19 protein-coding genes and 1 tRNA gene are annotated in these 24,423 nt (G+C 58.1%); 14 read left to right on the plus strand and 6 right to left on the minus strand.

What is annotated here, in order from left to right:
* Nucleotides 1-362: 362 nt before the first annotated feature.
* Nucleotides 363-435 (minus strand) — tRNA-Lys (locus tag BMAGN_RS03935).
* A 115-nt stretch (nucleotides 436-550) separates the two neighbouring features.
* Between BMAGN_RS03935 and BMAGN_RS03940 the strand changes: the two genes are divergently transcribed.
* Entirely contained in the window at nucleotides 551-2,083 is a 1,533-nt protein-coding gene (locus tag BMAGN_RS03940) for a C69 family dipeptidase (RefSeq protein ID WP_022860339.1), read from the plus strand.
* An 80-nt stretch (nucleotides 2,084-2,163) separates the two neighbouring features.
* On the opposite strand, the gene BMAGN_RS03945 is transcribed toward BMAGN_RS03940, so the two are convergent.
* Nucleotides 2,164-3,195, minus strand: a complete 1,032-nt coding sequence (locus BMAGN_RS03945; RefSeq protein WP_022860338.1) for a glycosyltransferase family 2 protein — start codon at nucleotides 3,193-3,195, stop codon at nucleotides 2,164-2,166.
* A gap of 193 nt (nucleotides 3,196-3,388) precedes the next feature.
* Between BMAGN_RS03945 and BMAGN_RS03950 the strand changes: the two genes are divergently transcribed.
* Nucleotides 3,389-4,222 (plus strand): TetR/AcrR family transcriptional regulator, encoded by an 834-nt coding sequence (locus BMAGN_RS03950; protein ID WP_022860337.1) that lies wholly within the window; start codon nucleotides 3,389-3,391, stop codon nucleotides 4,220-4,222.
* A 100-nt stretch (nucleotides 4,223-4,322) separates the two neighbouring features.
* On the opposite strand, the gene ftsY is transcribed toward BMAGN_RS03950, so the two are convergent.
* On the minus strand, nucleotides 4,323-5,591 hold the full coding sequence (gene ftsY / locus BMAGN_RS03955) for a signal recognition particle-docking protein FtsY (RefSeq protein ID WP_022860336.1): 1,269 nt from the start codon (nucleotides 5,589-5,591) through the stop codon (nucleotides 4,323-4,325).
* Nucleotides 5,592-5,826: 235 nt separating this feature from the next.
* Between ftsY and BMAGN_RS03960 the strand changes: the two genes are divergently transcribed.
* The 5 genes from BMAGN_RS03960 to BMAGN_RS03980 all read left to right on the plus strand — a co-directional run bounded on the left by BMAGN_RS03960 (nucleotide 5,827) and on the right by BMAGN_RS03980 (nucleotide 11,827).
* Entirely contained in the window at nucleotides 5,827-7,125 is a 1,299-nt protein-coding gene (locus BMAGN_RS03960; RefSeq protein WP_022860335.1) for an ammonium transporter, read from the plus strand.
* Nucleotides 7,122-7,460 (plus strand): P-II family nitrogen regulator, encoded by a 339-nt coding sequence (locus tag BMAGN_RS03965; protein WP_022860334.1) that lies wholly within the window; start codon nucleotides 7,122-7,124, stop codon nucleotides 7,458-7,460. The genes BMAGN_RS03960 and BMAGN_RS03965 overlap by 4 nt, the downstream gene beginning before the upstream one ends.
* Nucleotides 7,461-8,040: 580 nt before the next feature.
* Nucleotides 8,041-9,438, plus strand: a complete 1,398-nt coding sequence (dnaB, locus tag BMAGN_RS03970; protein WP_022860333.1) for a replicative DNA helicase — start codon at nucleotides 8,041-8,043, stop codon at nucleotides 9,436-9,438.
* A gap of 100 nt (nucleotides 9,439-9,538) precedes the next feature.
* Nucleotides 9,539-11,053, plus strand: a complete 1,515-nt coding sequence (locus tag BMAGN_RS03975) for a MurT ligase domain-containing protein (RefSeq protein WP_026502139.1) — start codon at nucleotides 9,539-9,541, stop codon at nucleotides 11,051-11,053.
* A gap of 27 nt (nucleotides 11,054-11,080) precedes the next feature.
* Nucleotides 11,081-11,827 (plus strand): type 1 glutamine amidotransferase, encoded by a 747-nt coding sequence (locus BMAGN_RS03980; protein WP_022860331.1) that lies wholly within the window; start codon nucleotides 11,081-11,083, stop codon nucleotides 11,825-11,827.
* A gap of 162 nt (nucleotides 11,828-11,989) precedes the next feature.
* Here the strand turns inward: BMAGN_RS03980 and BMAGN_RS07850 are convergent, their stop codons facing one another.
* Entirely contained in the window at nucleotides 11,990-12,355 is a 366-nt protein-coding gene (locus tag BMAGN_RS07850; RefSeq protein WP_022860330.1) for a phasin family protein, read from the minus strand.
* A 241-nt stretch (nucleotides 12,356-12,596) separates the two neighbouring features.
* Here BMAGN_RS07850 and upp point away from each other — a divergent pair, with 241 nt between their 5' ends.
* Complete coding sequence (upp, locus tag BMAGN_RS03990) at nucleotides 12,597-13,238, plus strand: uracil phosphoribosyltransferase (protein WP_022860329.1); 642 nt, start codon at nucleotides 12,597-12,599, stop codon at nucleotides 13,236-13,238.
* A gap of 742 nt (nucleotides 13,239-13,980) precedes the next feature.
* Here upp and BMAGN_RS03995 read toward each other — a convergent pair.
* Together BMAGN_RS03995 and BMAGN_RS04000 are read right to left on the minus strand one after the other, a co-directional pair.
* Nucleotides 13,981-15,048: a glycerophosphodiester phosphodiesterase family protein gene (locus tag BMAGN_RS03995; RefSeq protein WP_022860353.1), complete on the minus strand. Its 1,068-nt coding sequence runs from the start codon at nucleotides 15,046-15,048 to the stop codon at nucleotides 13,981-13,983.
* Nucleotides 15,049-15,331: 283 nt separating this feature from the next.
* The gene (locus tag BMAGN_RS04000; RefSeq protein ID WP_022860354.1) at nucleotides 15,332-17,464 is read right to left on the minus strand and encodes an ABC1 kinase family protein; all 2,133 of its coding nucleotides are present in this window, start codon (nucleotides 17,462-17,464) and stop codon (nucleotides 15,332-15,334) included.
* Nucleotides 17,465-18,093: 629 nt separating this feature from the next.
* Here BMAGN_RS04000 and BMAGN_RS04005 point away from each other — a divergent pair.
* The 6 genes from BMAGN_RS04005 to BMAGN_RS04030 all read left to right on the plus strand — a co-directional run bounded on the left by BMAGN_RS04005 (nucleotide 18,094) and on the right by BMAGN_RS04030 (nucleotide 24,385).
* A complete protein-coding gene (locus tag BMAGN_RS04005; protein ID WP_022860356.1) occupies nucleotides 18,094-20,328 on the plus strand; it encodes an RNA degradosome polyphosphate kinase in 2,235 nt (744 codons plus the stop codon).
* An 83-nt stretch (nucleotides 20,329-20,411) separates the two neighbouring features.
* Nucleotides 20,412-21,467: an NUDIX hydrolase gene (locus BMAGN_RS04010; protein ID WP_022860357.1), complete on the plus strand. Its 1,056-nt coding sequence runs from the start codon at nucleotides 20,412-20,414 to the stop codon at nucleotides 21,465-21,467.
* Between the two features lies 1 nt (nucleotide 21,468).
* Nucleotides 21,469-22,146: a hypothetical protein gene (locus BMAGN_RS04015; RefSeq protein ID WP_022860358.1), complete on the plus strand. Its 678-nt coding sequence runs from the start codon at nucleotides 21,469-21,471 to the stop codon at nucleotides 22,144-22,146.
* A gap of 172 nt (nucleotides 22,147-22,318) precedes the next feature.
* Nucleotides 22,319-22,528 (plus strand): hypothetical protein, encoded by a 210-nt coding sequence (locus BMAGN_RS04020; protein ID WP_034250342.1) that lies wholly within the window; start codon nucleotides 22,319-22,321, stop codon nucleotides 22,526-22,528.
* Nucleotides 22,512-23,333: a CpaE-like family protein gene (locus BMAGN_RS04025; RefSeq protein ID WP_156095725.1), complete on the plus strand. Its 822-nt coding sequence runs from the start codon at nucleotides 22,512-22,514 to the stop codon at nucleotides 23,331-23,333. The genes BMAGN_RS04020 and BMAGN_RS04025 overlap by 17 nt, the downstream gene beginning before the upstream one ends.
* Complete coding sequence (locus tag BMAGN_RS04030) at nucleotides 23,330-24,385, plus strand: TadA family conjugal transfer-associated ATPase (RefSeq protein ID WP_193345727.1); 1,056 nt, start codon at nucleotides 23,330-23,332, stop codon at nucleotides 24,383-24,385. The genes BMAGN_RS04025 and BMAGN_RS04030 overlap by 4 nt, the downstream gene beginning before the upstream one ends.
* Nucleotides 24,386-24,423: the final 38 nt, after the last annotated feature.

The following is a 24,423-nucleotide window of genomic DNA, read 5'->3' on the forward strand; positions in this document are numbered from 1 at the left end:
GCAGTGTCGGGCTCAGGATTGTGTCCTCCAAGATTGACATTCAGTGTACTGAACCGGTGCAGGGTGTCATTCAGAAGTCCATATGCCGGACTCAGTCTCATAAAGGCTTCCAAAAAGCGAGATTTTTGGCCGAAAATAGGCATAGCGAAGAATGGGCGAATATCTCATTATTTGAACATCTCGTAGTGTCCGCCGATTTCGCACATACTTCTGCATTTTGCGACAGACACGCCGCGTTTCATGTCTCAAAATGCAGAAGGAGATGCCCGAACGGCGGTGCGGAAAGAAAATGCGCAAGAAAATGAAAATGCAGAAGGAGATGCCGGGGCCTGAACTGCACCCGAAAAAAGGCATAAAAAAAGTGCCCCCCCAGGGACTCGAACCCTGAACCCACGACTTAAAAGGACGCTGCTCTAACCATTGAGCTAGAGGGGCAACAGTGGCCACTATACAACAGGGCGTCGAAAAATCAAGTCGTGTCGCCCCGGGCCGAAACAATAGATTGCACAATGGAATCAAGCAAAACATTGGAAGAAGGAGCAGCAGCACTATGTCGTGCACTACGATTCTCGTAGGAAAAGCAGCCAGCTACGACGGTTCCACCATCATCGCCCGCAATGACGATTCCGGTTCCGGTCGCTACGACCCGAAGAAGTTCGTGGTGGTGACCCCCGAGCAGCAGCCGCGCCACTACCGCAGCGTCCTGTCGCATGTCGAGGTGGAGCTCCCCGACGATCCGTGCCAGTACAGCATTGTTCCGAACGTGCTCAAGAACCGTGGCATTCTCGCAGAATCCGGCGTTTCCGAGCGCAACGTGGCCATGAGTGCCACGGAAACGATTTCCGTCAACTCGCGCGTGCTCGCCGCCGATCCGCTAGTCGAGCTCGTGCCTCAGCAAGGCGAGCCGGGTGACGCCGACTACGCTCCCGAAATTCCGGGCGGTTTCGGTGAAGAGGACATCATCACGCTCGTGCTGCCGTATATTTCTTCGGCCCGCGAGGGCGTCGTGCGCCTCGGCAAGCTGCTCGAACAGTACGGCACCTATGAATCCAACGGCGTGATCATTTCCGACGTGAACGACATCTGGTACGTGGAGACGATCGGCGGCCACCACTGGATCGCGCGCCGTGTTCCCGACGACTGCTATGCCGTGATCCCCAACCAGCTCGGCATCGACTACTTCGACATGGACGACGCGTTCAGCGAGAAGCGCGACTTCATGTGCAGCGCCGACTTGTCCGAATTCATTTCGCGCCATCATCTGGGCCGCGAAATTGGCGCCACGCCGGCTCGTTTGAACGTCTTCAATCCGCGTCGCGCGTTCGGCACGTCGACGCCCAAGGACCATATTTACAACACGCCGCGCTCCTGGTACATGCACCGCTACCTGAATTCCGGCGAAGACTGGGATTCCCCGCAGGCCCAGTACCGTCCGGATTCGAACGATATTCCGTGGTGCAAGACGCCCGAAAACAAAGTGACGATCGAGAACGTGGACTTCCTCATGAGCTCCCATTTCGAGGGCACTCCTTACGATCCGTACGGAACGACGGGCACTCCCGAATCGCGCCACCGCTACCGTCCGATTGGCGTGAACAGGACGGGCCAGATGGTCGCCATGCAGATCCGTCCCTATATTCCTGAAGAGTACCGTTCGATCATGTGGATCGCGTACGGTTCGGGCCCGTTCACAACGGCAGCGCCGTTCTATGCGAACGTAAGCGACACGCCAGCCTACTTGCGCGATACGCCGGGCAAGGAAGTGGACACGTCGAGCCTGTATTGGTCGAACCGTTTGATCGCGGCGCTTGCGGACGCCCATTATTTCGAAACGGATCCATCCGTCGAACAATATATTGAGGACGTGCAGTCGCGCGGCCATCATGACGTCGCGGCGACAGATATGGAAATGGACGTTGTCGACTTGAGCGATACGCTCGCCGTGCGCGCGGCACTGACGGCCGCCAACGACCGCATGGGCGAGTTTCTGCAAAAGCGCACCGCGAAACTGCTGTACGATGTGCTGTATACGTCGAGCAATTTGATGCACAACAGTTTCAAAATGTCCGATCATTGGAACTGATGATCATAATTAATTAATAAAAAGGTGGCGATTATTAATCGTCACCTTTTATTTTTTTTAATTATAATATATCGATTTTCTTAATTGAATCCCATGATCTGGTCGGCGACTTTATATCCCACGCGCACGCACCAGCGGCCCTGCGGACCCGGCATATTGATGGCCATCGCCGGAATCTGGCGGCGCGCGTCATGGCCGATAATCGGCGAGTACTTGTCGATACGCGCCCACAGCTCCTTCTGACGTGCGTAATTCTCGCGCTTGCGGCTCAAAATCAGGAATACCGACGTAATCGACGTCTCGATCGACAGGAAGTGGATCATGTAGCGGTACAGGCCGCGCGGCACTTCGTCGGGCTCCGGAGTGGCTTCCAGCATGCAGTTGTTGACACGGTAGAGCTGGTCCACACGCCGGATCATGACGTCCGTCTGTACCGACTGGCCCTCGCGACCGATGAAATAGTGGTAGAGCGGAGTGTCGATGTACATGATCGACTTGACCCACGGGAACGGCACGTACGCGTAAATGAAGTCCACATAGAACGTGTGCTCGGGCAGTTTCATGCCCGAATCGCGCACCACCTGCGTACGGAACGTGATCGAGTGCATGAGCAAATATTGCGCGATGCCGAAACGTCCCAAATCGTCCCAGCCGATACGCTTGTCCGGCTCCATGACGTTCTTGTAGTCCACCACATGCTTATGGCGCTTGCCGACCTTGTCATACACGTAATTCGTCACGATCATGTCGAGCGGATCATCGGAATCCTTCTGGGCACGCAGCACGGTGAGCACCTCTTCAAGTGCCTCCGCGCCGATCCAGTCATCTGCATCCACAATCTTGATATACATGCCGCGCGCGTTGGCGATACCCGTATTCACCGCGCCGCCATGGCCCTTGTTTTCCTGGTGAATCGCGCGCACCACATCGGGATATTGAGCCTCGAGGGCCTGCGCCACTTCCAAGGTGCTGTCCGTGGAACCGTCGTCCACGACGATCACTTCAATATCGTCCAAATGCTCTGGAGAGAGAAGCGTGCGCACACAACGCTTGACATATCCCTGCATGTTGTATGCAGGGACAACAAACGTGAGGATCTTCTCGTCAGTCATGGTGGTGTACCCCTAGTTGGTTCAGTCTTTTCTTTGCGGCACTTGGTGCGCCGCGTACAGTACTTGCTCAATGGTACGTGAAGGTAATGCTAAGGGACTATAGTAGCCGCCCGAATGCGCGCTTGTGGCCGTTTATGCTTAGAAAATCCTTGGATTTGGCTGGAGAAATTCGTCGGGCGCTACACTGGGGGACATGGGTAGCAATTCGCGTATGACGTCGTTCCAGCGCAGGGAACAGCTTATTGGTGTCGGGCGCTCCCTGTTTGCGTCCAAGGGATTCGAATCGGTGAGCGTGGAGGAAATCGCCGCGCACGCCAAAGTGAGCAAGCCGATTGTGTACGAGCACTTCGGCGGCAAAGAAGGCCTGTACGCCGTGGTGGTAGACCGCGAGATGCGCTCGCTGAGCGAGACGCTGTTTAGGGCCTTGGAAGACCCCTCGGACGCGCATCCGCGCCAGATTGTGGAGCGAACGGCGTTGGCGCTGCTTACGTATATTGAAGAAAATGCCGAGGGCTTCCAAGTGCTGGTAAGGGATTCGCCCACCGACACGTCGGCGTCGTTCTCGTCGCTGTGGGGCGACATCAGCTTGCGCGTGGAAGACGTGCTGCGCATATGGTTTACACGCCAGAATATGCCGACTGAAGGCGTAGAGTATTACGCGCAAATGCTTGTGGGCATGACGGTGTTCACGGGCCAGTACTGGGCCATGCAGCAGGTCATGGGCAAGGAGGAGCTCGCCGCGCTTATTGTGAACTTGGCGTGGAACGGTCTCGCGCACATGAAGGCGCATCCGCAGTTGCGTTTTGAAGACGAGCTGTATGAGTGCGGAGACGGCGGCAATATCGAAGTTGTGGCGGCGTTTGGCAACGCCGAATATCCCGATGCCAAAGAGATCAAGCGCATGGAAAAAGCCGAGCGAAAAGCCGCAAAACTGGCGGAAAAAGAGGCAAAACTCGAAGCGAAAGAAGCCGCCAGGGAAGCGAAGCTGTTGGAGAAGGAAGCGAAGCTGCGCGCCGCCAACGCGTAAATAGGCGTGAATGCTCGTAGCTGCTTGTAACTGTTTGCAAATACCAATGGGCCGGTGGGGTTTCCCGCCGGCCCATTGGTATTGGTGTGAACTCTTCGAATTAGTCGAGAATGCCGTCCACGAAGGCTTCGGGCTCGAACGGCGCCAAGTCGTCGGGGCCTTCGCCCACACCCACGAGCTTGACAGGCACGTCGAGTTCGCGCTGCACCGAAATCACGATGCCGCCCTTGGCCGAGCCGTCGAGCTTGGAAAGCACGACGCCCGTAAGGCCGATGGCCTGCGCGAATACCTTGGCCTGCGCCATGCCGTTCTGGCCCGTCGTAGCATCGAGCACGAGCAGCACTTCGTCCACAGGCAGGTTCTTTTCCGTAACGCGGCGGATCTTGCCGAGCTCGTCCATGAGGTTGGCCTTGTTCTGCAAACGGCCGGCCGTGTCGATGATGAGCACGTCCACATCCTCTTCCTTGGCGCGCTTGGACGCTTCGAACGCCACCGACGCCGGATCGGCGCCTTCCTTGTCGGAACGCACTACGGGCACGCCAACCTTCGCGCCCCACGTCTCGAGCTGATCCGCTGCGGCAGCGCGGAACGTGTCCGCGGCGCCCAGCATGACGGACTTGCCCTGGGCCACAAACAAGCGCGCGAGCTTGCCCGCGGTGGTCGTCTTGCCCGTGCCGTTCACGCCAACCATGATGATGACGCTTGGTCGGTGCGCGTCGGGCTTGTCCGCATTCAGACGGCGGTCCGTCTTCGTGCCGACCATATTCAGCAGTTCGCTGCGCAGCGCTTCCTTGACCTTCGACGGATCGCTTTCACCCGTAATGCGCGCGTCCGTGTGCAGACGGTCGACGAGCTGTTCGCTCGCTTCGGCGCCCACGTCCGCCAGCAGCAGCGTATCTTCCACATCTTCCCAGTCGGCTTCCGTCAGGTTGTCTTGCGAAAGAATGGAGAACAGCGCCTTGCCGAACGGATTGCTCGACTTGGACAGCTTCTCGCGCAGCTTCTGCAGTCGTCCCCTGCGTCCCTCAGGTTTCTCATATTGTGGACGTTCGGATGGTTCGTTCGATTCGTCCGTAACGGGTTCGTTACGTTGCGCAACGGCCGTCGATTCAGCGGTTTCGGTCGGCGGTGCATGGGCCGGCGCCGAGGATTCCACGGGTTCGGTAGCGGGGGAGTGAACGGGTTGTTCGGCGGCCTTGCGCGCCGCTTCCTGTTCGGCGGCAAGACGGGCGTCGGCACGGGCCTTGGCCGCATCTTGCGAGCCGCGCATTGCCTTCTTGCGGGACTTGTCCATCCAGGCGAAGCCGAGGATCAACAAGAGCGCAATCACCACAACGACGACTATGCCAATAATCGTATTTGTATCCATAAGCGTTAGCTTAAACCAGAAGCCGTAACGGCAGCGGAAAAACGGCGGATCTACGCCATATGATCACTCTTTTGACGCCCCCTTGGCTCACGAAAAAGCGCCATTTATTACGGGAAATCCGTTTTACACGGCCGTAATCTGGCGTAATGATTTGTAAACCTTCCGGTCGTTGACTATCGGGCAACGGCGACTTAGAGAAACGTCGTTTCCAGACACGGAAGAGAGGAAGGTGTGTATGGGACAGATAGATGCAGGCAACGCTTCGTGGATGTTGATATGCACAGCGCTCGTATTTTTAATGACTCCGGCAGTAGGATTTTTCTATGGCGGCATGGTGCGCGCCAAGTCCGTACTGAACATTTTGATGCTGGAAGCCGGCGCATTGGCCGTAACCATGATCGTATGGGGATTCTGGGGATGGTCGATCGCCTACGGCGGCAAGAACATCGGTGGCGTCTTCGGTGATCCGATCTCGGGATTCCTGCTCAAGGACACGATTGTGGAGCAGGACGGATCGTTCACTTCCACCGCGCTTTCGGGAACCAACTATCCGACCAGTATTGACATCATGTTCCAGGCGGCCTTCGCCATGATCACCGTGGCTTTGATCGCGGGCGCCATCGCCGAACGCATCAAGTACAGCACCTGGATGATTTTCGTGGCCGTGTGGGTCACCATCGTGTACGCCCCGCTCGCGCACATGGTGTGGAGCAGCGACGGCCTCCTGAGTGCGGACGGTCCGATTTCCCGGGCCCTCGGCGCCAGCGCCCACGACTTCGCGGGCGGTACGGTCGTCCATATCAACGCGGCAGTCGCGGCCCTCGCCATTGTGCTCATCATTGGCAAGCGCCACGGTTTCAGCAAGGAACCGATGCGTCCGCACAATGTTCCGTTCGTCATGCTCGGCGCGTTCCTGCTGTGGTTCGGCTGGTTCGGCTTCAACGGCGGTTCCGCTTTCGCCGCAAACGGTGTGGCCGGCTACGCGCTCGTCTCCACCTCGCTTGCCGCAGGCGCCGCCATGATTTCGTGGGGCTTTGTGGAAAAGGTTCGCGATGGACACTTCACGGCTGTGGGCGCGGCTTCCGGCATGGTCGCAGGCCTTGTCGCCATCACGCCGGCCGCCGACGTGGTCTCCCCGATCTGGGCCATCGTGATCGGTCTGATCGCCGGTTTCGTCACCTACTTCGCTTGCGATCTCAAGTACCGCTTCGATTACGACGATGCGCTTGACGTGGTGGGCATCCACGGCATTGGCGGCGTGATCGGCACCGTGATGCTCGGCTTCGTGATGGTGGGTTCGGGCCTGTTCTACTCGGGCAAGTTCAACCAGCTGCTCGTCCAGGTAGTTATCGCCGCGATCGCCATCGTCTTCTCGGGCGTCCTCACCACGGTGATCGCCTTCGTTCTGGAAAAGACGATCGGTTGGCGTGTGTCGCCGGCCGAGGAGCTCATGGGCATCGACATGGCCGACCAGGGCGAACGTGCCTATGATTTCACCAGCATCTCCAGCTCCACTCTCAAGGAGACGAAATGAAACTTATTACCGCAATCATTCAGTCCCACAAACTCGATGACGTCAAAGTCGCCCTCGCGGACGCCGGCGTGCACGGCATCACAATTTCGGAAGCCAACGGATACGGCCAGCAGCGCGGCCACACCGAGTTCTACCGCGGTGTGGAGTACGTGGTCGACCTGATTCCCAAGATCCGCGTGGAAATCGTCACTTCCGACGCCGAAATGGAGTCGATTGTGGACGTGATCATCAAGTCCGCCGGAACCGGCCATATTGGCGACGGCAAGATTTGGGTCACGACGCTCGACATGGTCGCCCGCGTGCGTACGGGAGAGACGGGAATTGCCGCGATTTAATACCAGTTAATTTACCGATTTCGCGGAAAATAATTAATAATCGAAAGATGATTAATTAGAAAAATATAATTGAATATTTATATTCAAACGCGCCACATATTTTTATTAATATGTGGCGTTTTTATTTATAAGGAATAACTTCTTTTTTCGACACACCGGCCGGCCGGTAATGCACATATATGACTATATGTGCATAAAAATGTGGATAACTTGCGTAATGTATAGCTGATGTAGCACAAATCTGGGAAATCTCCAAATCGAATCTTTGTAAATGGTGTGAAAATACTCGCTGTTTGCCAAGTTATCCACCGGGCTTTCCCCATCATGTGGAAAACATGGGGAGTTATCCACAGACTTTTCCCCACCATGTGGATAACTCGACGATTTTTGAAAAAGTTATCCACATCAGCGTGTCGAGCGTGGATTCGGCGATTTTGATTGTTTCCCCCCCCCACTTGTTCTTCCACTTTCCGATCCTCTTCTGCATTTTGCGACATGAACCCCGGCGTGTCTGTCGCAAAATGTAAAAGTTAGTAGCGATTTGGCCGCACAATCTATTCGTGAATCTATACTCGGCACTATGGCAGATTCCTCGCAGCTTTCCGGTGACCACGGAACCGTTACCGACCAACTTTTTGACCGTATTCCCCCGCATGACGACGATGCGGAAAAGGCCGTTCTGGGCGGCATGCTCATGAGCCAGAACGCGATCAGCGAGGTCGCGGAAGTATTGCACGCCCAAGATTTCTATGATCCCAAGCATCAGACGATCTACCAGACGATCATGGATGTGGATGGTGACAATGAGGGCGTCGTGGACGCCGTAATCATCGCGAACCGGCTCAACGAGCTCGGCGTACTCGAAAAAGTGGGCGGTAGCTCCTATTTGCACAATCTTGTGGCATCCGTCCCCACCGCCGCCAACGCCATTTATTACGCGCAAATCGTGCGCGAACGCGCGCTGTTGCGCCGCGTGATCGCCACAGGCACGAAAATCGTGCAGCTTGGCTATAGCGCCGACGGATCCGACGCCGAAGACATTGTGAATCTTGCGCAAGCGGAAGCCTACGAACTCGGCTCCGACAACGCGCGTCAGGACTATGCGCCCATTTACGACGTCGTGGACTCCATGCTCCAGCAGCTTGACGATATTCAGCAGGGCAAGATCGCGCCGGGCGTGATGACGGGCTTCAAAGAAATCGACGAGATCACGCACGGCCTGCAGCCGGGCCAAATGATCGTGGTCGCAGGGCGTCCAGGCATGGGCAAGTCCACGCTGGGCGTGGATTTTGCGCGCCATGCGGCGCTGCACCAAGGCCTGACGACCATCGTGTTCAGCCTGGAAATGAGCTCAAGCGATTTGGCCAAGCGCATCATGGCGGCCGAAACCGACATTCCGCTCGCCGCCTTCAGCAACCCCGAGGAAATTTCCATCGAACGCTGGCACACGCTCAGTAACGCGACGGCCCGCATGCAGCAGTCGAACCTGTTCATCGATGACGCGGCCAACGTGAGCCTTATGGAAATCCGCGCCAAGTGCCGCCGACTCAAGCAGACGCACAACCTGCAGCTCATCGTGATCGACTACCTGCAGCTCATGAAGTCGGGCAAAGCCGTGGAAAGCCGACAGCAAGAGGTGTCCGAATTTTCTCGAACGCTCAAGCTTCTCGCCAAGGAACTCGAAGTTCCCGTGGTGGCGCTTTCCCAGCTCAACCGAGGATCCGAAATGCGCAACGACCGCAAGCCGCAGCTGTCCGACCTGCGTGAATCGGGCTCGATCGAACAGGACGCCGACGTGGTGTTCCTGGTGCACAGGCCCGAATACTACGAGCCCGACGACCGCCCGGGCGAGGCCGACATCATTATGGCCAAGCACCGCAACGGCCCAACCAAAACGTTCACGCTCGCGTTCAACGGCGCCAAGTCGCGCTTCGACGACATGAACCAGGCCGGCGGCTATCCGCAGGACTACCAGTAAACGCGGCAGATTACCAGTGAACATACGGGTAACCGGCCTACTATCAATACAGCACACGTATCACACGTCATATTGACGCCATCCAAGCATTGAGGGAACGATTATGGCAGGCAACAACCAAGCCGGACTCTCCAACGAATCCAGCACCGAAGAACAGCGCGTGGCCAAACGCCCGTGGCACGCGTTCGCCACACCGCTGATCGGCAAAGCCGTACGCACGGCCGCACGCATCACCAAGCACGGCGGCAGCGCGTTCCCCGGCAAAATCGTGGAACAAATCGACCCGAACTTCCTGCGCCGCACCTTGCACAAACTGCCGCTCGGCGTAGTGCTCGTGTCCGGAACAAACGGCAAAACCACCACGACGCGCATGGTGGCGTCCATGCTCGAAGCGCTGGGACTCAAGGTATTCACGAACCCCACCGGCTCCAACTTCACGCGCGGCGTCGTCTCCTCGCTGCTCACGGAAGTCAACGCGGCCGGCGCACTTGACGCCGATATCGCCGTGCTGGAACTCGATGAGGCGTACGCGGTGCACTTTGTCAAGCAAGTCAAGCCGCACTACGCGCTGCTGCTCAACGTGATGCGCGACCAGCTCGACCGTTTCGGCGAAATCGACAACACGGCCAAACTGCTCAGCCATGTGGCCGAAACGACCACGGGAACCGTGGTGCTCAACCGTGAAGATCCGCGTATCGCGGCGCTCGCGGAAGTCGTGCCCGAAGGTACGCAAACGCGCTGGTTCGGCCTGTCCGCGGAACTCAAGCCGTTCTTCCCGTCCGACGACGAAATGGCCACGACCATCCAGCGCCAGGCGGCGGCCGACGACCGCGCGGCGGGAGACACCACGGCCACCGCGCCCAGCGATGAAACCGTCACGGACCAGATTCCGGCCGACGTGACGCTCGAACGCGTGGGCGACCACCGCGCCACATTCAATGTGGAAGGCACTGAAATCTCCACCGATGTCAAACTCGAGGGCGTGTACAACCTGTACAACGCGGCGGCGGCGCTCGCCATCGTGCGCGCGATCCAAGCCGACCTCAACGACGCGGCCAACGTGCGCGTGGCCACGCGCGTACTGCGCCGCAAGGCCATCAGCCCGTTCATCAACCGCGCCCGCGCGTTCGCGAACGCCTCGCTCGCCGACCAGATGGTGGCGCTCGGCAACGTGACGCCCGCATTCGGCCGCGGCGAAAGCATCGACGTCAACGGCTCGCGCGTGGAACTGCTGCTCGTCAAGAACCCCATGGGTTTCCGCCTTTCGCTCGCCTCGTTCCCGCCCGAAAACTGCGACACGATGATCTGCATCAACGACGAATACGCCGACGGGCGTGACATGAGCTGGCTGTGGGACGTGGACTTCACGAGCCTGCGCGGCACGGAAGTCGCCGCCGTTTCCGGCGTGCGCGCGTGGGACATGGCGTTGCGTCTGGCGTACGACCAAGTTCCGACCCGCCATATCGACACGGATCTCGAAAAAACCGTGATCGACTTCGCACAGTCGAATCCGGGAACGACGAAACATATTTACTGCACGTACACGGCCATGCTGCAGGTCCGTGCGGCGCTCGCCACGATCGCGAACGTGAGCGATGCCGGAGTCGGCAAGTAAATATCCGTATCTAAAAAGGAAAGTAATATGACGCGAGAAATCGACATTGTGTCGCTGTATCCGAAAGATATGAATATTTACGGCGACTCGGGCAACGTGCTGACCGTGGAGCGCCGGCTGGCACTGTACGGATACGAACCGCGCGTGCACATGGTCAATCAGAACGATCCGTGGCCCGACCATGCGGACATTATTCTGGGCGGCGGCGGCCAGGATACGGGACAGAAAAAGATTATCGAAGACTTTTTCCGTCGCGCGGACCTGTTGCGTTCGCTTGCGCAAGACGGTGTTCCGATGCTCATGATCTGCGGTCTGTACCAGCTGTTCGGCGACTATTTTGCAACGATTGACGGCAGCAAGCTGGAAGGAATCAGCATCATTCCGGCCTACACCGTGGGCCAGGAAGTGCGCATGATCGGCAACCTCACGGAAGAGTCGGACCAATTCGGCACGATTATCGGCTACGAAAATCATTCCGGACAGACGTTCCTGCGTGAAGGCGCCAAGCCGCTGGGACATGTGGCGCCCGGCATGGGCAACAACGGCGAAGACGGGACGGAAGGCGCGCGCGTGCACAATGTGATCGGCACGTACATGCACGGATCGCTGCTGCCGAAGAACCCGGAAATTGCGGACTTCCTGATTCGTACGGCTGTCACGCGCCGGTATGGATCGTTCATGCCCGACCAGACGACCGAACAGGCCGAAGAGATGCGCCGCATCGCAAAGATTACGGAAATGGCGCGCAAGACAGCGGCCGAGCGGCCGAGGTAAACGAGGCAAAAAGCGCAACGCAGCCCAACCAAGTAGAGGAGCGGCATAAGCCGTAGTGCTTGGTTGGGCTGCGCTGTAGTAAACGAATGTGCTAGCTAGAGCTGGCGGCTCCGGCTACTGGCGGTTTGCGGAAGCGAAACTCGCTTGCAAACTCACTGAAGCTCACTTTTCGGCGTCGGCTGCCTTGGTTTCGTTGGCTTCCTTGGCATCCTTGGCATCCGCCGCGCGGGACTTGGCTTCGTTCACGGCGCCCTTGGCGGTTTCCTTCAGGCCTTCGGCGGCGTCGGCGACGTTGGACATCATGGCGCTGGCGTTCTTCTTGGCTTCTTCCTTGGCGGCTGCGGCCTTGCGGGACAGCTCGGCGTTCAGCTGCTTGCCCTGCTCGACGGTTAGCTCGCCCTTCTGGACGAGCTCGTTGACAAGAGCCTTGCCCTTTTCGGAAGTGGTCGCCAGTGCGCCCACGCCTGCGAGGAACACCTTGTGCAGGCCTTCACCGAATCCATCGAGGATGTTGTTGTTATCTGCCATGATGACCCCTTTCGGTCACGTCTATGGAACGGTTTCTTGCGGATGTAAAGGAACTATTCCTTGGTTTGTGCTGGCCTCAGTCTAATCAGGCGAATCTGAAGATATGCTGAATAGTTTGCTCTTAGCAAGGTGGGCTTGGCAAATTTTTTCTTCTGCATTTTGAGACGCGAATCGCGGCGTGTCTGTCGCAAAATGCAGAAGGGGATGTCAAATTCTAGTCGACCGCCTAATCTTAGGAACTATGGAACTTCAAGTTTTGGATCATCCGCTCGTTGAGCACAAGCTCACGATTCTGCGCGACAAGAACACCTCGTCCACCACTTTCCGCAACCTCGTTTCCGAACTCGTTATGCTGGAGGCCTATGAAGCTACGCGTAACCTCGAGGTCGTAGACAAGCCGATCGAAACGCCAGTTGCCCCAATGGTGGGCAAGGCCATCGCCAAGCCGCGTCCGATTATCGTGCCGGTGCTGCGTGCGGGCCTCGGCATGCTCGACGGCATGATGCGCATGATGCCGGCAGCCGAAGTGGGCTTCCTCGGCATGAAGCGCGACGAAGAGCACCCGACCCAGCAGATCACGTACGCGAACCGTCTTCCCGACGATCTGACGGGCCGCCAGTGCTTCCTCATCGATCCGATGCTGGCAACGGGCGGCACGCTTGTGGCTGCTACGCACTACCTGGCCGACCGTGGTGCCAAGAACGTGACGGCGGTCTGCATCATCGCTGCTCCGGAAGGCATCAAGTACGTCGAAGAGAACATCGATCCGTCCATCGACTTCAAGGTCGTGGTGTGCGGTGTCGATGAAGGCCTCAATGAGCAGAGCTACATTGTGCCGGGCCTCGGCGACGCTGGCGACCGTCTGTACGGTGTCATCGACTGATTGTTGTCGGTTACTGAATAACGGATAGCTTGAACATAACGGATTAGCGTGGTTGCGCCGCGCTGGTCCGTTATTTTTTATATTTATTTGTATTTATATTTATTCGGGTGCCATTCGTGTAGTAAGACCCAATATTGTGGGTGAAAATCTGCGGGCTTCTCCTTATCCCCACTTTTTGTGCGTGAAAATCTGCGGGTTTCTCCTTACCCGCGTAAAAATACGCAGATAACGTCTTACTTGCATTTTTCGACCGTTAAAATCCGCGGTTTCCTTCTTATCCGCACTTTTTGTGCGTGAAAATCTGCAATTTACTAGTTAGACGACGATTATTCACGTGAATTTTGTCAGATTACTAGTTAGTTGCGGTTTTTAGTCGAGACACGCCGCGGAACGCGAATGAAAGTTGCGGTTAAGGCGTTATTTGCGGATTTTCACGTGAATAATCGTAGGTTTATGAGTAATCCGCGTAAATTTACGCGGCTAATGAGCAAACTGCAAATATTAACGGTCGAAAACCGCAGATAACCAGCAAACCGCGTAAATTTACGCGGCTAAGAAGCAAACCGCAAAATTTAACGGTTAAAAAGTGCAGGTAAACAGTAATCTGCGTATATTTACGCAACTTACAAGTAATCTGCGTATATTTACGCACAAAAAAGAGGCGGCGAATGCGCCACCTCTTTTCTATCAACGACTACCGCTTGCGATTATCGACAAACGGCAGTCCGGCCGTAACCATGCCTCACTCGGTCGTAATTTCGTCCGGCGTCACCGACGGAATGAAACCTTCGAAAATGAAGCGGTCGAAATTGCCAAGCGACTTGCTGAGCTCTTCGTCGGAGCGGATCGTCCAGGCGACGCACAGCGCGCCGAGCTTGCGCTCGTACTTGAGGATGTTGCGGTTGCCGTTGCGCCAATCGTAGGCTACGAAATCGGGGCGCGAAAGCCAGTTGAGGCCCAGCGAACCGGCGATCACGTCGACGGGGTTCGACTTGGCGAGCTGCGATGGGTCAATGGCGAGCTGGCCGCGGCACACGCTCGGATAGTGGTTCTTGTACCAGTTCATGGCAATCGGGCTGAACGACTCGACTACATACGGGCCGTTGTAGGCCTGCAGCAGGTCGGAAGCCTTCTCCATGAGCTCGTCGTCGCGGTCGTCCCAACGGTTCAGGTCAGCGAACTTGAATTCCACGATAATCGGCGCGCGGCCGTCAACCACCTTGAGCACGTCCTCAAACAGCGGCACATGCTGGTAGTAACCCTTCGGAGCCTCGTCGGGCGTGACCACGAGCGGCGGGTTCTCCTCGGCGCCATCGCGCAGCGGAGCCTTCGAAGCGCCCGGAGCGCACGTCGGGAACAGCGGGATGCGCGTCAGGTCGTCATACATAAGGTCCTTGACGCGGCGCGGATCCCCAGCCACACGCAGCAGGTCCGGATCATGAAGCACAACCACCTGGCCGTCGGCTGTGAGCTGCAAATCGAGTTCCATACCGAAACCGGCCTCGGCCGCGGCCGCGAACGCCGCCAGCGAGTTTTCCGGGGCAATGACGCCCGGCTCCTTCTCGCTGCCGAAACCGGCCTTGATCGCCATCTTGCGGGCGAGCTCGCAGTAAGCGCGATTGCCCTCTTCATATTGCGGGCTGTAGCCGCTGCCGGCATCATGCAAGCCGCGATGCGCATACATCACATTCGGCATGGTCGGCACGTAGTTTTCGCGCTTGTTGCCAAAGCTGCGAGGGGCCGTGGCCCACAGGCCTGCGCAGGCCGCCAGTGCGCCGCCGATGAGCAGTTTCTTCATGAATTTTGCCATAAGAGGCACCTCCTCGAATTCATTTGCATCCAACGCTACCCACAACGGCTGGGGGATGGCTGTGAATATGCAAGAGGCTTAGCGCAAAAATGGCATGAAAAAGCGCCAAACCGCGAAAGCGCCATGTCGGCGCAAAGGCCGCTCGCAGCGGCAAAAAATGGAGCCCGGGGCTATGCACGGTTCAGCGCGTATTTCAGTATACCGGAAGATTGCGTTTCATCAAATATCGTGCGTGGAATCACACAATCGGATTACATAATTGCGTCACGTATTCATAAGCGCGTTACTTTCCGCGCGCCTTCTTCCGGGCCTTGTAATTCTTGGACATAATGTCGATCACAATCCACACCGACAGCACGAACGCGACCACATATCCCATGAATCCCACCACAGGAATGCCGAAAATAATCGGTTTCATGCCCGCGTAATACACAATCGACGATCCCACGAACAGGCCGACCACAATCAGCGCCATCGTCAGTCGATTGACCATGTCACTCAACGTATGCAACGGCTGTTCCGAACCGACCAATTCCGTACTCACACGCAACTGGCCGCGCGTCAGCATGCGCAACGCGACTTCCACTTCATGAACGGACCGCAGTCCGCTGTGCAGCGCCTCGTGACTCTCCATCGCGAGCGACTTGAGTTCCGATTTGACCACCGTTTTCGCCGATTTCGAACCCATAATATGGCGGCTGATAATCGTGATCATATTGACGTCGGGAATGAATTCGTCGAGCAGGCCTTCCAGCGTCACGAGCGCGCGTCCGACAGTAGTGATCGAACTGGGCACTTCAATACCGTGACGGCTCGCGAGAGAAGTGAGCGCACCCAGAAAATCGGCGATATTCAAGTCCGACAGATCGACGGTTCCGTATTCTTTGACGATCGCGTCGAGATCGGCCAACAGATCCGGATAATCGTCGGGGTCGGCGGGCGTATTCGAGAATCGCAGCAGCGCGTTCGCCAATTTTGGCGAGTCCTGCGCGGCGACGGCGCTCAGCATTTGCGTAAGCGCTCGGCGCGTGGAGGCGTCGAGACGGCCCGTCATGCCGAGGTCGAGCAGCATGATCTGGCCGCCGCGGATCATGATATTGCCGGGATGCGGGTCGGCATGGAAGAAACCGGCGTCGAGAATTTGCGATGCGTAATTGTCGACGAGTTTCGTGCCGATTTCCTTGATCGAGTAGCCGGCTTCGCGCAGACGCTGCGTTTTCGCGATCGGAATGCCGTCCACATATTCCATGACGACGACGTGCGGTGTGCACAATTCGACGAAGGGCGTGGGGCAGTCCATATAGGCGAAACCGTTGCAGAACCGCTTGAATTCGCACAGATTGCGCGCCTCGCTCAGGAAGTTCGTCTCCTCGTCGAAGGTTTCCCAAAGCTCGTCCACGACGCCCTGGAAGTCGACGATTTGCGAGCTGTGGATGACTTTCGTGGCGCCTTTGGCGATCGAGCGCATGATCGAGACGTCTTCGGCCATCGTGATGCGCACACCCGGGCGCTGGACCTTGACGGCCACGTCCTCGCCCGTTTTGAGCGTGGCGCGGTGCACTTGGGCGAGGGAAGCGGAACCGAGCGGCGTGGTGTCGATATGCTCGAAGATCTCGTCAATGTCGCGCCCGTATTCCTTTTCAAGCGTTTCGATAACCACGTTGTAAGGCATGGGATCGGCGTCGGAACGCAGTTTGGCGAGCTCGTCGCAGAACGGCTGCGGCAGGATTTCCGAACGCATCGAAAGGATTTGGCCGGCCTTGACGAAGGTTGGGCCAAGCGCTTCAAACATAAGGCGCAGCGAGACGGGAGTCAGGCCCTTGAGGGCGTCATAGTGCATGGCGATTTTGACGATTTGGCGCAAACGCTTGATTTTGCTGCGGCGCGTGAGGTGGTATTCCTGCGCGATGGTTTGCTTGTGGGAACCAAACAGGCCGATCGTCTCGTTCTTGTGCGCGTCGAGGACTGTGGTGTCGAGCTGACCGTCGTGGTTGAGCAGCTGAGAATAGTAGGCCTGCGCCTCGCGCACCTCTTCGTCAATGTTGAGGTCTTTGTCGCGCGAAAGATGCTCATGCAAGTCGGCTTCGGCACGCTGCTCGTTGAATTCAAGCGGGCTGGTGGGAGTGTCTGTTTCGCCGGCGTCGAGCTCTTCGATGGTTTCTTGCGAGTCTTGGGAGGTTTCGCCATTTTCCGGGATCTCTCCGTCCTCGAAGTCGGATGGCGAGGCGTGCATGTCGGTGCGGTCAGCGGTTCCCTCGAATACGCTGGCGTCATGCAAGAGCTGCTCGCGTGTTTGCGGAGGCGCGTCAATATTGGAATCCGCGTAATCCTTTTCGCTCTCTTCGCGCCACTGTGCTTCTTCCTGGGCACGAGCCTGGGCGCGCTTACTCATATGGCGCTTGGTTCGTTTGGTCATACGGTTCACTTTACGTGACGCCGTTCCATGCGGGTAGGAAGTTCTCTAAGCGGTGTGCTTATTGGGATGCTTCTCTCTCGTCATGGAAAAGTACCAAAATCAAACAAAAAAAGAAGCCCGCCGAAGCGGGCTCCTATCAAGTTCAACAGCGGCAGAATCTCTGCACAACTCCTTCGTTGTAACGGTAAGTCTTTCCAGTACCCGCTCAACGTAATAATCTTACTGACCATATACTTTTGTGGGTCTGCCTGTTCAGTTGTCCTTGTAGTTGCCATTATGCTCGCTTCATCTGCATTGCGCTACTCGGTTCGCCCATTTTTTGAGAAATGTTCACATCTTGTATTCTTTGTGTCGAACACCCCCTAAATGCACAAGAAATTGATGCATTCGTCGTGTCAAATCGATCGTGAAGTGTTCATTTGCACATAAATTTGGAACTCTTGGGCGTGTTGCCCAAATATCGCGCGTTCGGTTGGAGCGTAATGGTCAGCGGAATGCACAACGCCCGCGAACCTCCACAGACCTCTACAGAACTATTTCGTCGATATGTCGCAAAAATTATGGAAATACCGCAAAAAATTGGGCTTTCCGGTAGGCTCAAACCTAGAAAACACCTACAGTATTGAGGTATGACACAAAAATTTGACGCACCTTCCAAGGCTGTGCTCCGCAGCATGATTGCCGAGCATATTGCCGAGACCGACAAGCCGGAGAAAAATGATGCGCAACCAGACGCGCGTCCGCTTCCTCCGGACCGCTTTTTCGACCGCGAACTGAGCTGGCTCAAGTTCAACGAGCGAGTGCTGGAGCTCGCCCAGGACGATGATGTTCCGATTCTTGAGCGTGCCAATTTCGCGGCTATTTTCGCCAGCAACTTGGATGAATTCTTCATGGTCCGCGTGGCGGGCCTCAAGCGCCGCATCGACTCGGGCATCGCCGTCACCACGGCGGCCGGACTGAGCCCGCGCCAGGAAATGCGCGCGATCACCGAAGAAGCCCACAAGATGCAGGACGACCACGCGCACTACATCATTGACCATATTCTGCCCGATTTGGCCAAGGAGAACATTCAGCTGCTCGACTGGGACAAGCTGTCCGTGGCGGAGCAGGAGCGCCTATCGCGCTACTACCGTCAGCAGGTTTTCCCCGTGCTGACGCCGTTGGCGCTTGATCCTGCCCACCCGTTCCCGTACATTTCCGGAAACTCGCTGAATCTTGCCGTGCTCGTGGAGAATCCGACCAGTGGCAAGTCCCATTTCGCGCGCGTGAAGATTCCGGACAACATGAACCGCCTTGTTCCCGTCGAGGATATGACCGAAGACGAGGCAAGCGATGTCCGTTACGGCTTCATCACGATGGAGAACCTGATTATCGCCCATCTTGAGTCGCTGTTCCCGGGAATGATCATCAAGGAAGCCCGTTCGTTCCGCGTTACCCGCAACGAAGATATCGATGTGGAAGAGGACGACGCCGAGAATCTGCTCAACGCAATCGAGAAGGAACTGTTGCGCCGCCGTTTCGGACCGCCGATCCGCCTCGAATTGTCTGATTCGACGAGCCCGTTCCTGTCCCAGCTGCTCGCCGACCAGCTGCGCGTCAGCAATGATGAAGTGTACCGTCTTCCGGAACCGTTGGATGCGACGGTACTGTTCGAATTGAACAGCATCGACCGTCCTGACCTCAAGTTCCGTCCGTTCGTGCCGACGACGAACCGTCAGATTGCCGAGGTGGAGACAAGCCGCGCGCAAGATATTTTCGCCGCGATTCGCGAGCACGATATTCTGCTGCATCATCCGTACGATTCGTTCTCGACTTCGGTCCAGGCGTTCCTCGCACAGGCCGCGGCCGATCCGAAGGTGCTGGCCATCAAGCAGACGCTGTACCGTACGTCAAGCGATTCGCCGATTATTGACGCGCTGATCGACGCCGCCCACGCGGGCAAGCAGGTGCTCGCCCTTGTGGAGCTCAAGGCGCGTTTCGACGAGGACGCGAACATTGCATGGGCGCGCAAGCTTGAACGCGCCGGCGTGCACGTCGTGTACGGCATTGTGGGTTTGAAGACGCACTGCAAGCTTTCGCTCGTGGTCCGTCAGGAGAACGACGGCCTGCGCCGCTACTGCCACGTGGGAACGGGCAACTACAACCCGAAGACCGCGCGCCAGTACACGGATTTGGGCCTGCTCACCTGCGATCCCGTAGTCGGCCAGGACATGACGCGCCTGTTCAACCAGCTGTCGGGCTACGCGCCGAAGTCGAGCTTCCATCGCCTGCTTGTCGCCCCGCGTACCGTGCGTACGGGCCTTATCCAGCGCATCAAGCGCGAGGAAGACGCGGCGCGCGCCGGCAAGGAAGCGTGGATCAAGATCAAGGTCAACGCGATTATCGACGAAAAGACGATTGACGCGCTGTATCGCGCCAGCCAGGCCGGTGTCAAGATCGATCTTGTGGTGCGCGGATTGTGCGCGCTGAAGCCGGGAGTGCCGGGATTGAGCGAGAATATTCGCGTACGTTCCATTTTGGGACGTTTCCTTGAGCACAGCCGCGTGTACGCGTTCGCGAATTCCGACGGCCCGCAGATCGGCGAAGGCCCGATTTCGGGACCGGAAGTGTGGATCGGTTCGGCCGATCTTATGCACCGCAATCTCGACCGTCGAGTTGAAGCGCTCGTGCGCATCACGTCGCCTGACGAAATCGAGGAACTGCTGGACTATCTGGATCTGCAGATGGCCGACTCCACCGCATCCTGGCACATGCAGCCCGACGGCACGTATGTGCACCATTCCAAGGATGAGGAAGGTCGTCCGCTGGTGGACTGCCAGGAATATCTGATCCGTCGTCACATGCGTCGTCCGCACGCGAACTGACGTGACCAGTCGAGGTGGGTCGGGAAAGTCCGGCTCACCTCGAACTGTAAGTGAACGCAACAATCAACGCTCGGTGAGGGGTTATGTCGGGTAAAGAGAAACGCATTGTGCAAGCGGCCGGCGGTATTGTGTACCGCTGGAAAGCGGAGTCGGATTACGGGGCGGATCCCATGTCCGCCATCGAATTGTGCGTGGTGCACCGGCCGAAATATGACGACTGGAGCTGGCCGAAAGGCAAGCTGGAAAATAATGAGTCGTTCCGTCACGCCGCCGTACGCGAGATTGGTGAGGAAACCGGCAAATCCGTACAGCTGGGACCGTATTTGATGGAAGTCGAGTACCCACTGAATGCGGAAGGCAAGAAGTCGCGGCACAAGTCGGATCCCGCGGAACCCGTCAAGCAGGTGAAATATTGGATGGCAACCGTCGTCAATCGCAATGACGCGCGCCATTTGACCGATCCGTTCGGTCCCGTGCACCGTGCGGATATTGGCGAGATCGACCATGTGGAGTGGCTGCCGATCACGCAGGCGCGCAAACGCCTGACGCACGCCACCGATCGCGACGTGCTGGCCGCATTCGTCGACCGTCTGGAGGAGGGTGCGGGCCGCGCGCAAACGCTGCTGCTCGTGCGCCATGCGAAAGCCGAGTCGCGCAAAAGCTGGGACGGCACCGATGAGAATCGTCCGATTACGCCCAAAGGCGCCGCGCACGCATACGCGCTGGATAGGGAATTGGCGTGCTTCAATCCCGTGCGCCTGATCACTTCGCCGTGGCTCAGGTGCCAGCAAACCGTGCAAATGCTCGCCTGGCAAACGCAGCGGCCCATGGAATATCTCGAATCGATGACCGAAGACGCGTTTGCGGACAACAGCGAGCGCACGTGGCATGATTTCCGTACGCTGCTCGACGCCACGGCGCAAGGCGAGCAGACGGCGCTGATTTGCATGCACCGGCCCGTCATTGGTGGTATGTTCGCTAAAATGCAATCGATGTGCTCGTCTTCCACGCTGGAGAAGATGCTCAAGCGCAAGTCGCCTTACATGCCGACGGGAACGGCGTTGGCCATAAGCGTGGTACAGGACGCGGGCACGACGAAGATTATCGATATTCAGAAAGTGCAGCCTATTGTCTACTAACATGCGCGTTGGTTCCGGTTCCATTGTGTCGAGCGGTTCGGCGTTCAGTCATACGGGTTCGCCGCGGCCGTCTCGCCCGGGGCAGCTGGATGCGGCCATTGCCGACAACATTGTGGGCGGCATGGATCCGCAGCAGCTTAGTGAAATCAGCCATGCCACGGCCGCCGCGTTGCTTGATCGCGTGCATCATGCGACCGATGCGCGCGTGGTGGAGCGCACGCTGACGATTGTGGATCGTGAGGGCGTGGATGTGGTCGCGGAACTATGGAGCGATGCGCAGCCCGATACCTTGCCGGGCACCTTGTGGCGCTTGTACATGCTGCGTACGTGGATGCGCAGGCAGAAGGAAAGCGTGACGCGCCTGTGGCGGCTCGGGGAGCCCGTGGCCACGAGCGCGTCCGCGATTGTGGGCGTGGATGCCGCGCCTACGGAATCCGACATCGCGCGCACGGCCGATTCGATTCTTTCGGGCGCGTTTACGGGGGATTTCGCTGTTGCGCTGACGCGTGCGGCCACGTTCATTGAGGTTGTGGTGCTCGGTTTGCGTGTGCAAGCGCGCCATTCGAAAGCTTCGAGCACGCAAGTGGCCCGGCTGTTGCATACGGGCGCGAATTTGCACGCCACGGCCAAGGATCTTAAGCAAGCCGCCCATTTGTGGCGGCAGGGAAAGCTCGAGTAGCGGTCGCTTAATAGCTCAACAACACTAACTCTGCGACTCTGTGGCTCTTCTGCAGAGCGGTGCCGGTGGAAGACTGGGAAGGTTTTCCACCGGTTTCGCATATTCGGGACCGGTTGACCACACGCATGTTCTCGGATTGCCCGAGCGGGGTGCGGTCCGATTGAATCGGACTATGAATGATGCAACAACGCGGCAGGCGTCCGCGGTACCGCGTGAGGCTTACGATCCGCAACAATTTTTTGTGCCGTCCGTCAATGACGACACGGTGACGCTCGACCGCGTGCCGGCTGTGGCTCGTGTGGGCGGAGCGGAAGCGGGTAGTGGTGGAGCCGGCAGAGGTGCGGCCGTTTTGGGGGGAGGGGTCGGTGACGGGCGCGGCTGACTCTTCCGCAGAACGGTCGAATGTCATCGTATGCTCGTCCGCGAGCGGAGGGATTGGCGCAAGTACGGCAGTGGCGTTGTTGGCGCGCGAACTCGCGCTGGAATTGAGACATGATGAACGTCATATTTCGCTAGTCGACGCCGACGTTTGCGCGAGTGGTGGCGGCATGGACGTGCTGCTGGGACTGGAACGCGAGGGCGGCAAGCGCTGGCATGAAGTGCAGGCGCCGCTCGGATCCCTGGACGGGCGGGCGCTGTACGCGGAACTGCCGCAATGGCAGGATGTGGCCATACTGTCATTTGCGCCATGGAGGGAGCCGCATCCGCAATGGTGGGATGTGCAAGCCGCAGTGCGGGCGCTCGCGGACGACGGCAATGTTGTGGTGGTGGACGCGGGCCGCGGCAGCGTTGTAAAAACCGTACCGCTGCTTATGGCCGCGCATCATGTGGTGTTTCTCGAACTTTCCGTACTTGGGCTGGCGCGCGCCAAAGCGCATGTGGCGTGGCTGCGCGGGGCCGAGGAGTTTCGGGGAGGAATCGCTGCCGTGGCGGGTGTGGAGCCCACGGGATCGGCGCGCGGGCGCGGCGTGCTGTCGGTGGCGCGTGCGGAACGGTATATGGGCTGCGATGTATGCGGGCCGATTCGTGCGGACAACAGGCTATGTAGCGACGTGTTGGAAGGTATGGGACTTGGTTCGGTACCGCGCAAGGTACGCGGAGGCGTGAAACGGCTGGCGTCGCTGGTAATGGACGCGTTCGAGTCTTCGCGGGCGATGTCGCAACGGGAAGTGCGGGAAACGTCATGATGAATGTTTCACATGAAACATTTGGTTGCGGGGTTGTTACGGACGACCTGTTGTTCGGTCCGCTGGCCGCCGTGGCGGCCGATCCCGCCGTTACTGATGTGGCTGTGACCTGCGGCGGGGAAGTGTGGGTTGATTGCGGGCGCGGCATGGAGCGCGCCCATATCGACATTCCGTTGCGGCCCGCAGCCGTATTACGTGAATACGCCGTGCGCCTGTGCGCACAATTGGGGTGCCGCCTCGATGAAGCCGCACCCATTGCGGACGCTTCCGCTCCCGACGGCACGCGCATTCACGCCGTGGTTGCGCCGATCGTCTCGCAAGGTGCGGCGATCTCGATCCGTTTGCCCGACCGGCGCGCCTCACGACTTGACCATTTGGTGCGCCACGGTTTATGTCCGCCCGCATGGGAAGACCTGTTGCGGCATATGGTGGCCAAACGTGCCAACATGCTTATTGTGGGCGGCACGGGCGCCGGCAAAACCACCTTGCTCAAGGCGCTGCTGCAGGAGTGTTCCGTGCGCGAGCGCATTGTGGTGGTGGAGGAAGTGCGCGAACTTGGAGCCGTGCACCACGGCAACATGGTGTCGATGCTTACGCGGCAGGCCAATGTGGAAGGCGCGGGCGCCATTAGTCTCGCGCAGCTCGTGAAAGCCACCTTGCGCATGCGGCCCGACCGTATTGTGGTGGGCGAATGCCGTGGCGAAGAAATTGTGGACCTGCTGCGCGCGTCCAATTCGGGACATGCGGGCGGCATGACAACAATCCATGCCAATGGTGTGGCCCATGTGCCCGCGCGCTTGATGGCGCTGGGCCTGCTGGCCGGGCTTGAGCCGCGTGCCACAGCGCTGTTGGCATCCCGTGCTTTCGATGTGCTCGTCATGTTGCGGCGCAACGGTTCGCAACGCTACATCGCCGAAATCGGCACGCTCTCGCTGAACGGGGAAGGGTTGGCGGGCGCACCGCTGGCCGTGTGGAACGGCTCGGGTGAAGCGGCGGTATGCGACCATATGCATGAGCGGTGGCGCGCCTTTTGTGAACGGTGGCTGCGGTGAGTGCGGTTGTGGGTGCGTCTGGGGGTGCAGAGATAAGC

It is taken from the genome of Bifidobacterium magnum (assembly GCF_000741255.1).
GTDB classification, from domain to species: domain Bacteria; phylum Actinomycetota; class Actinomycetes; order Actinomycetales; family Bifidobacteriaceae; genus Bifidobacterium; species Bifidobacterium magnum.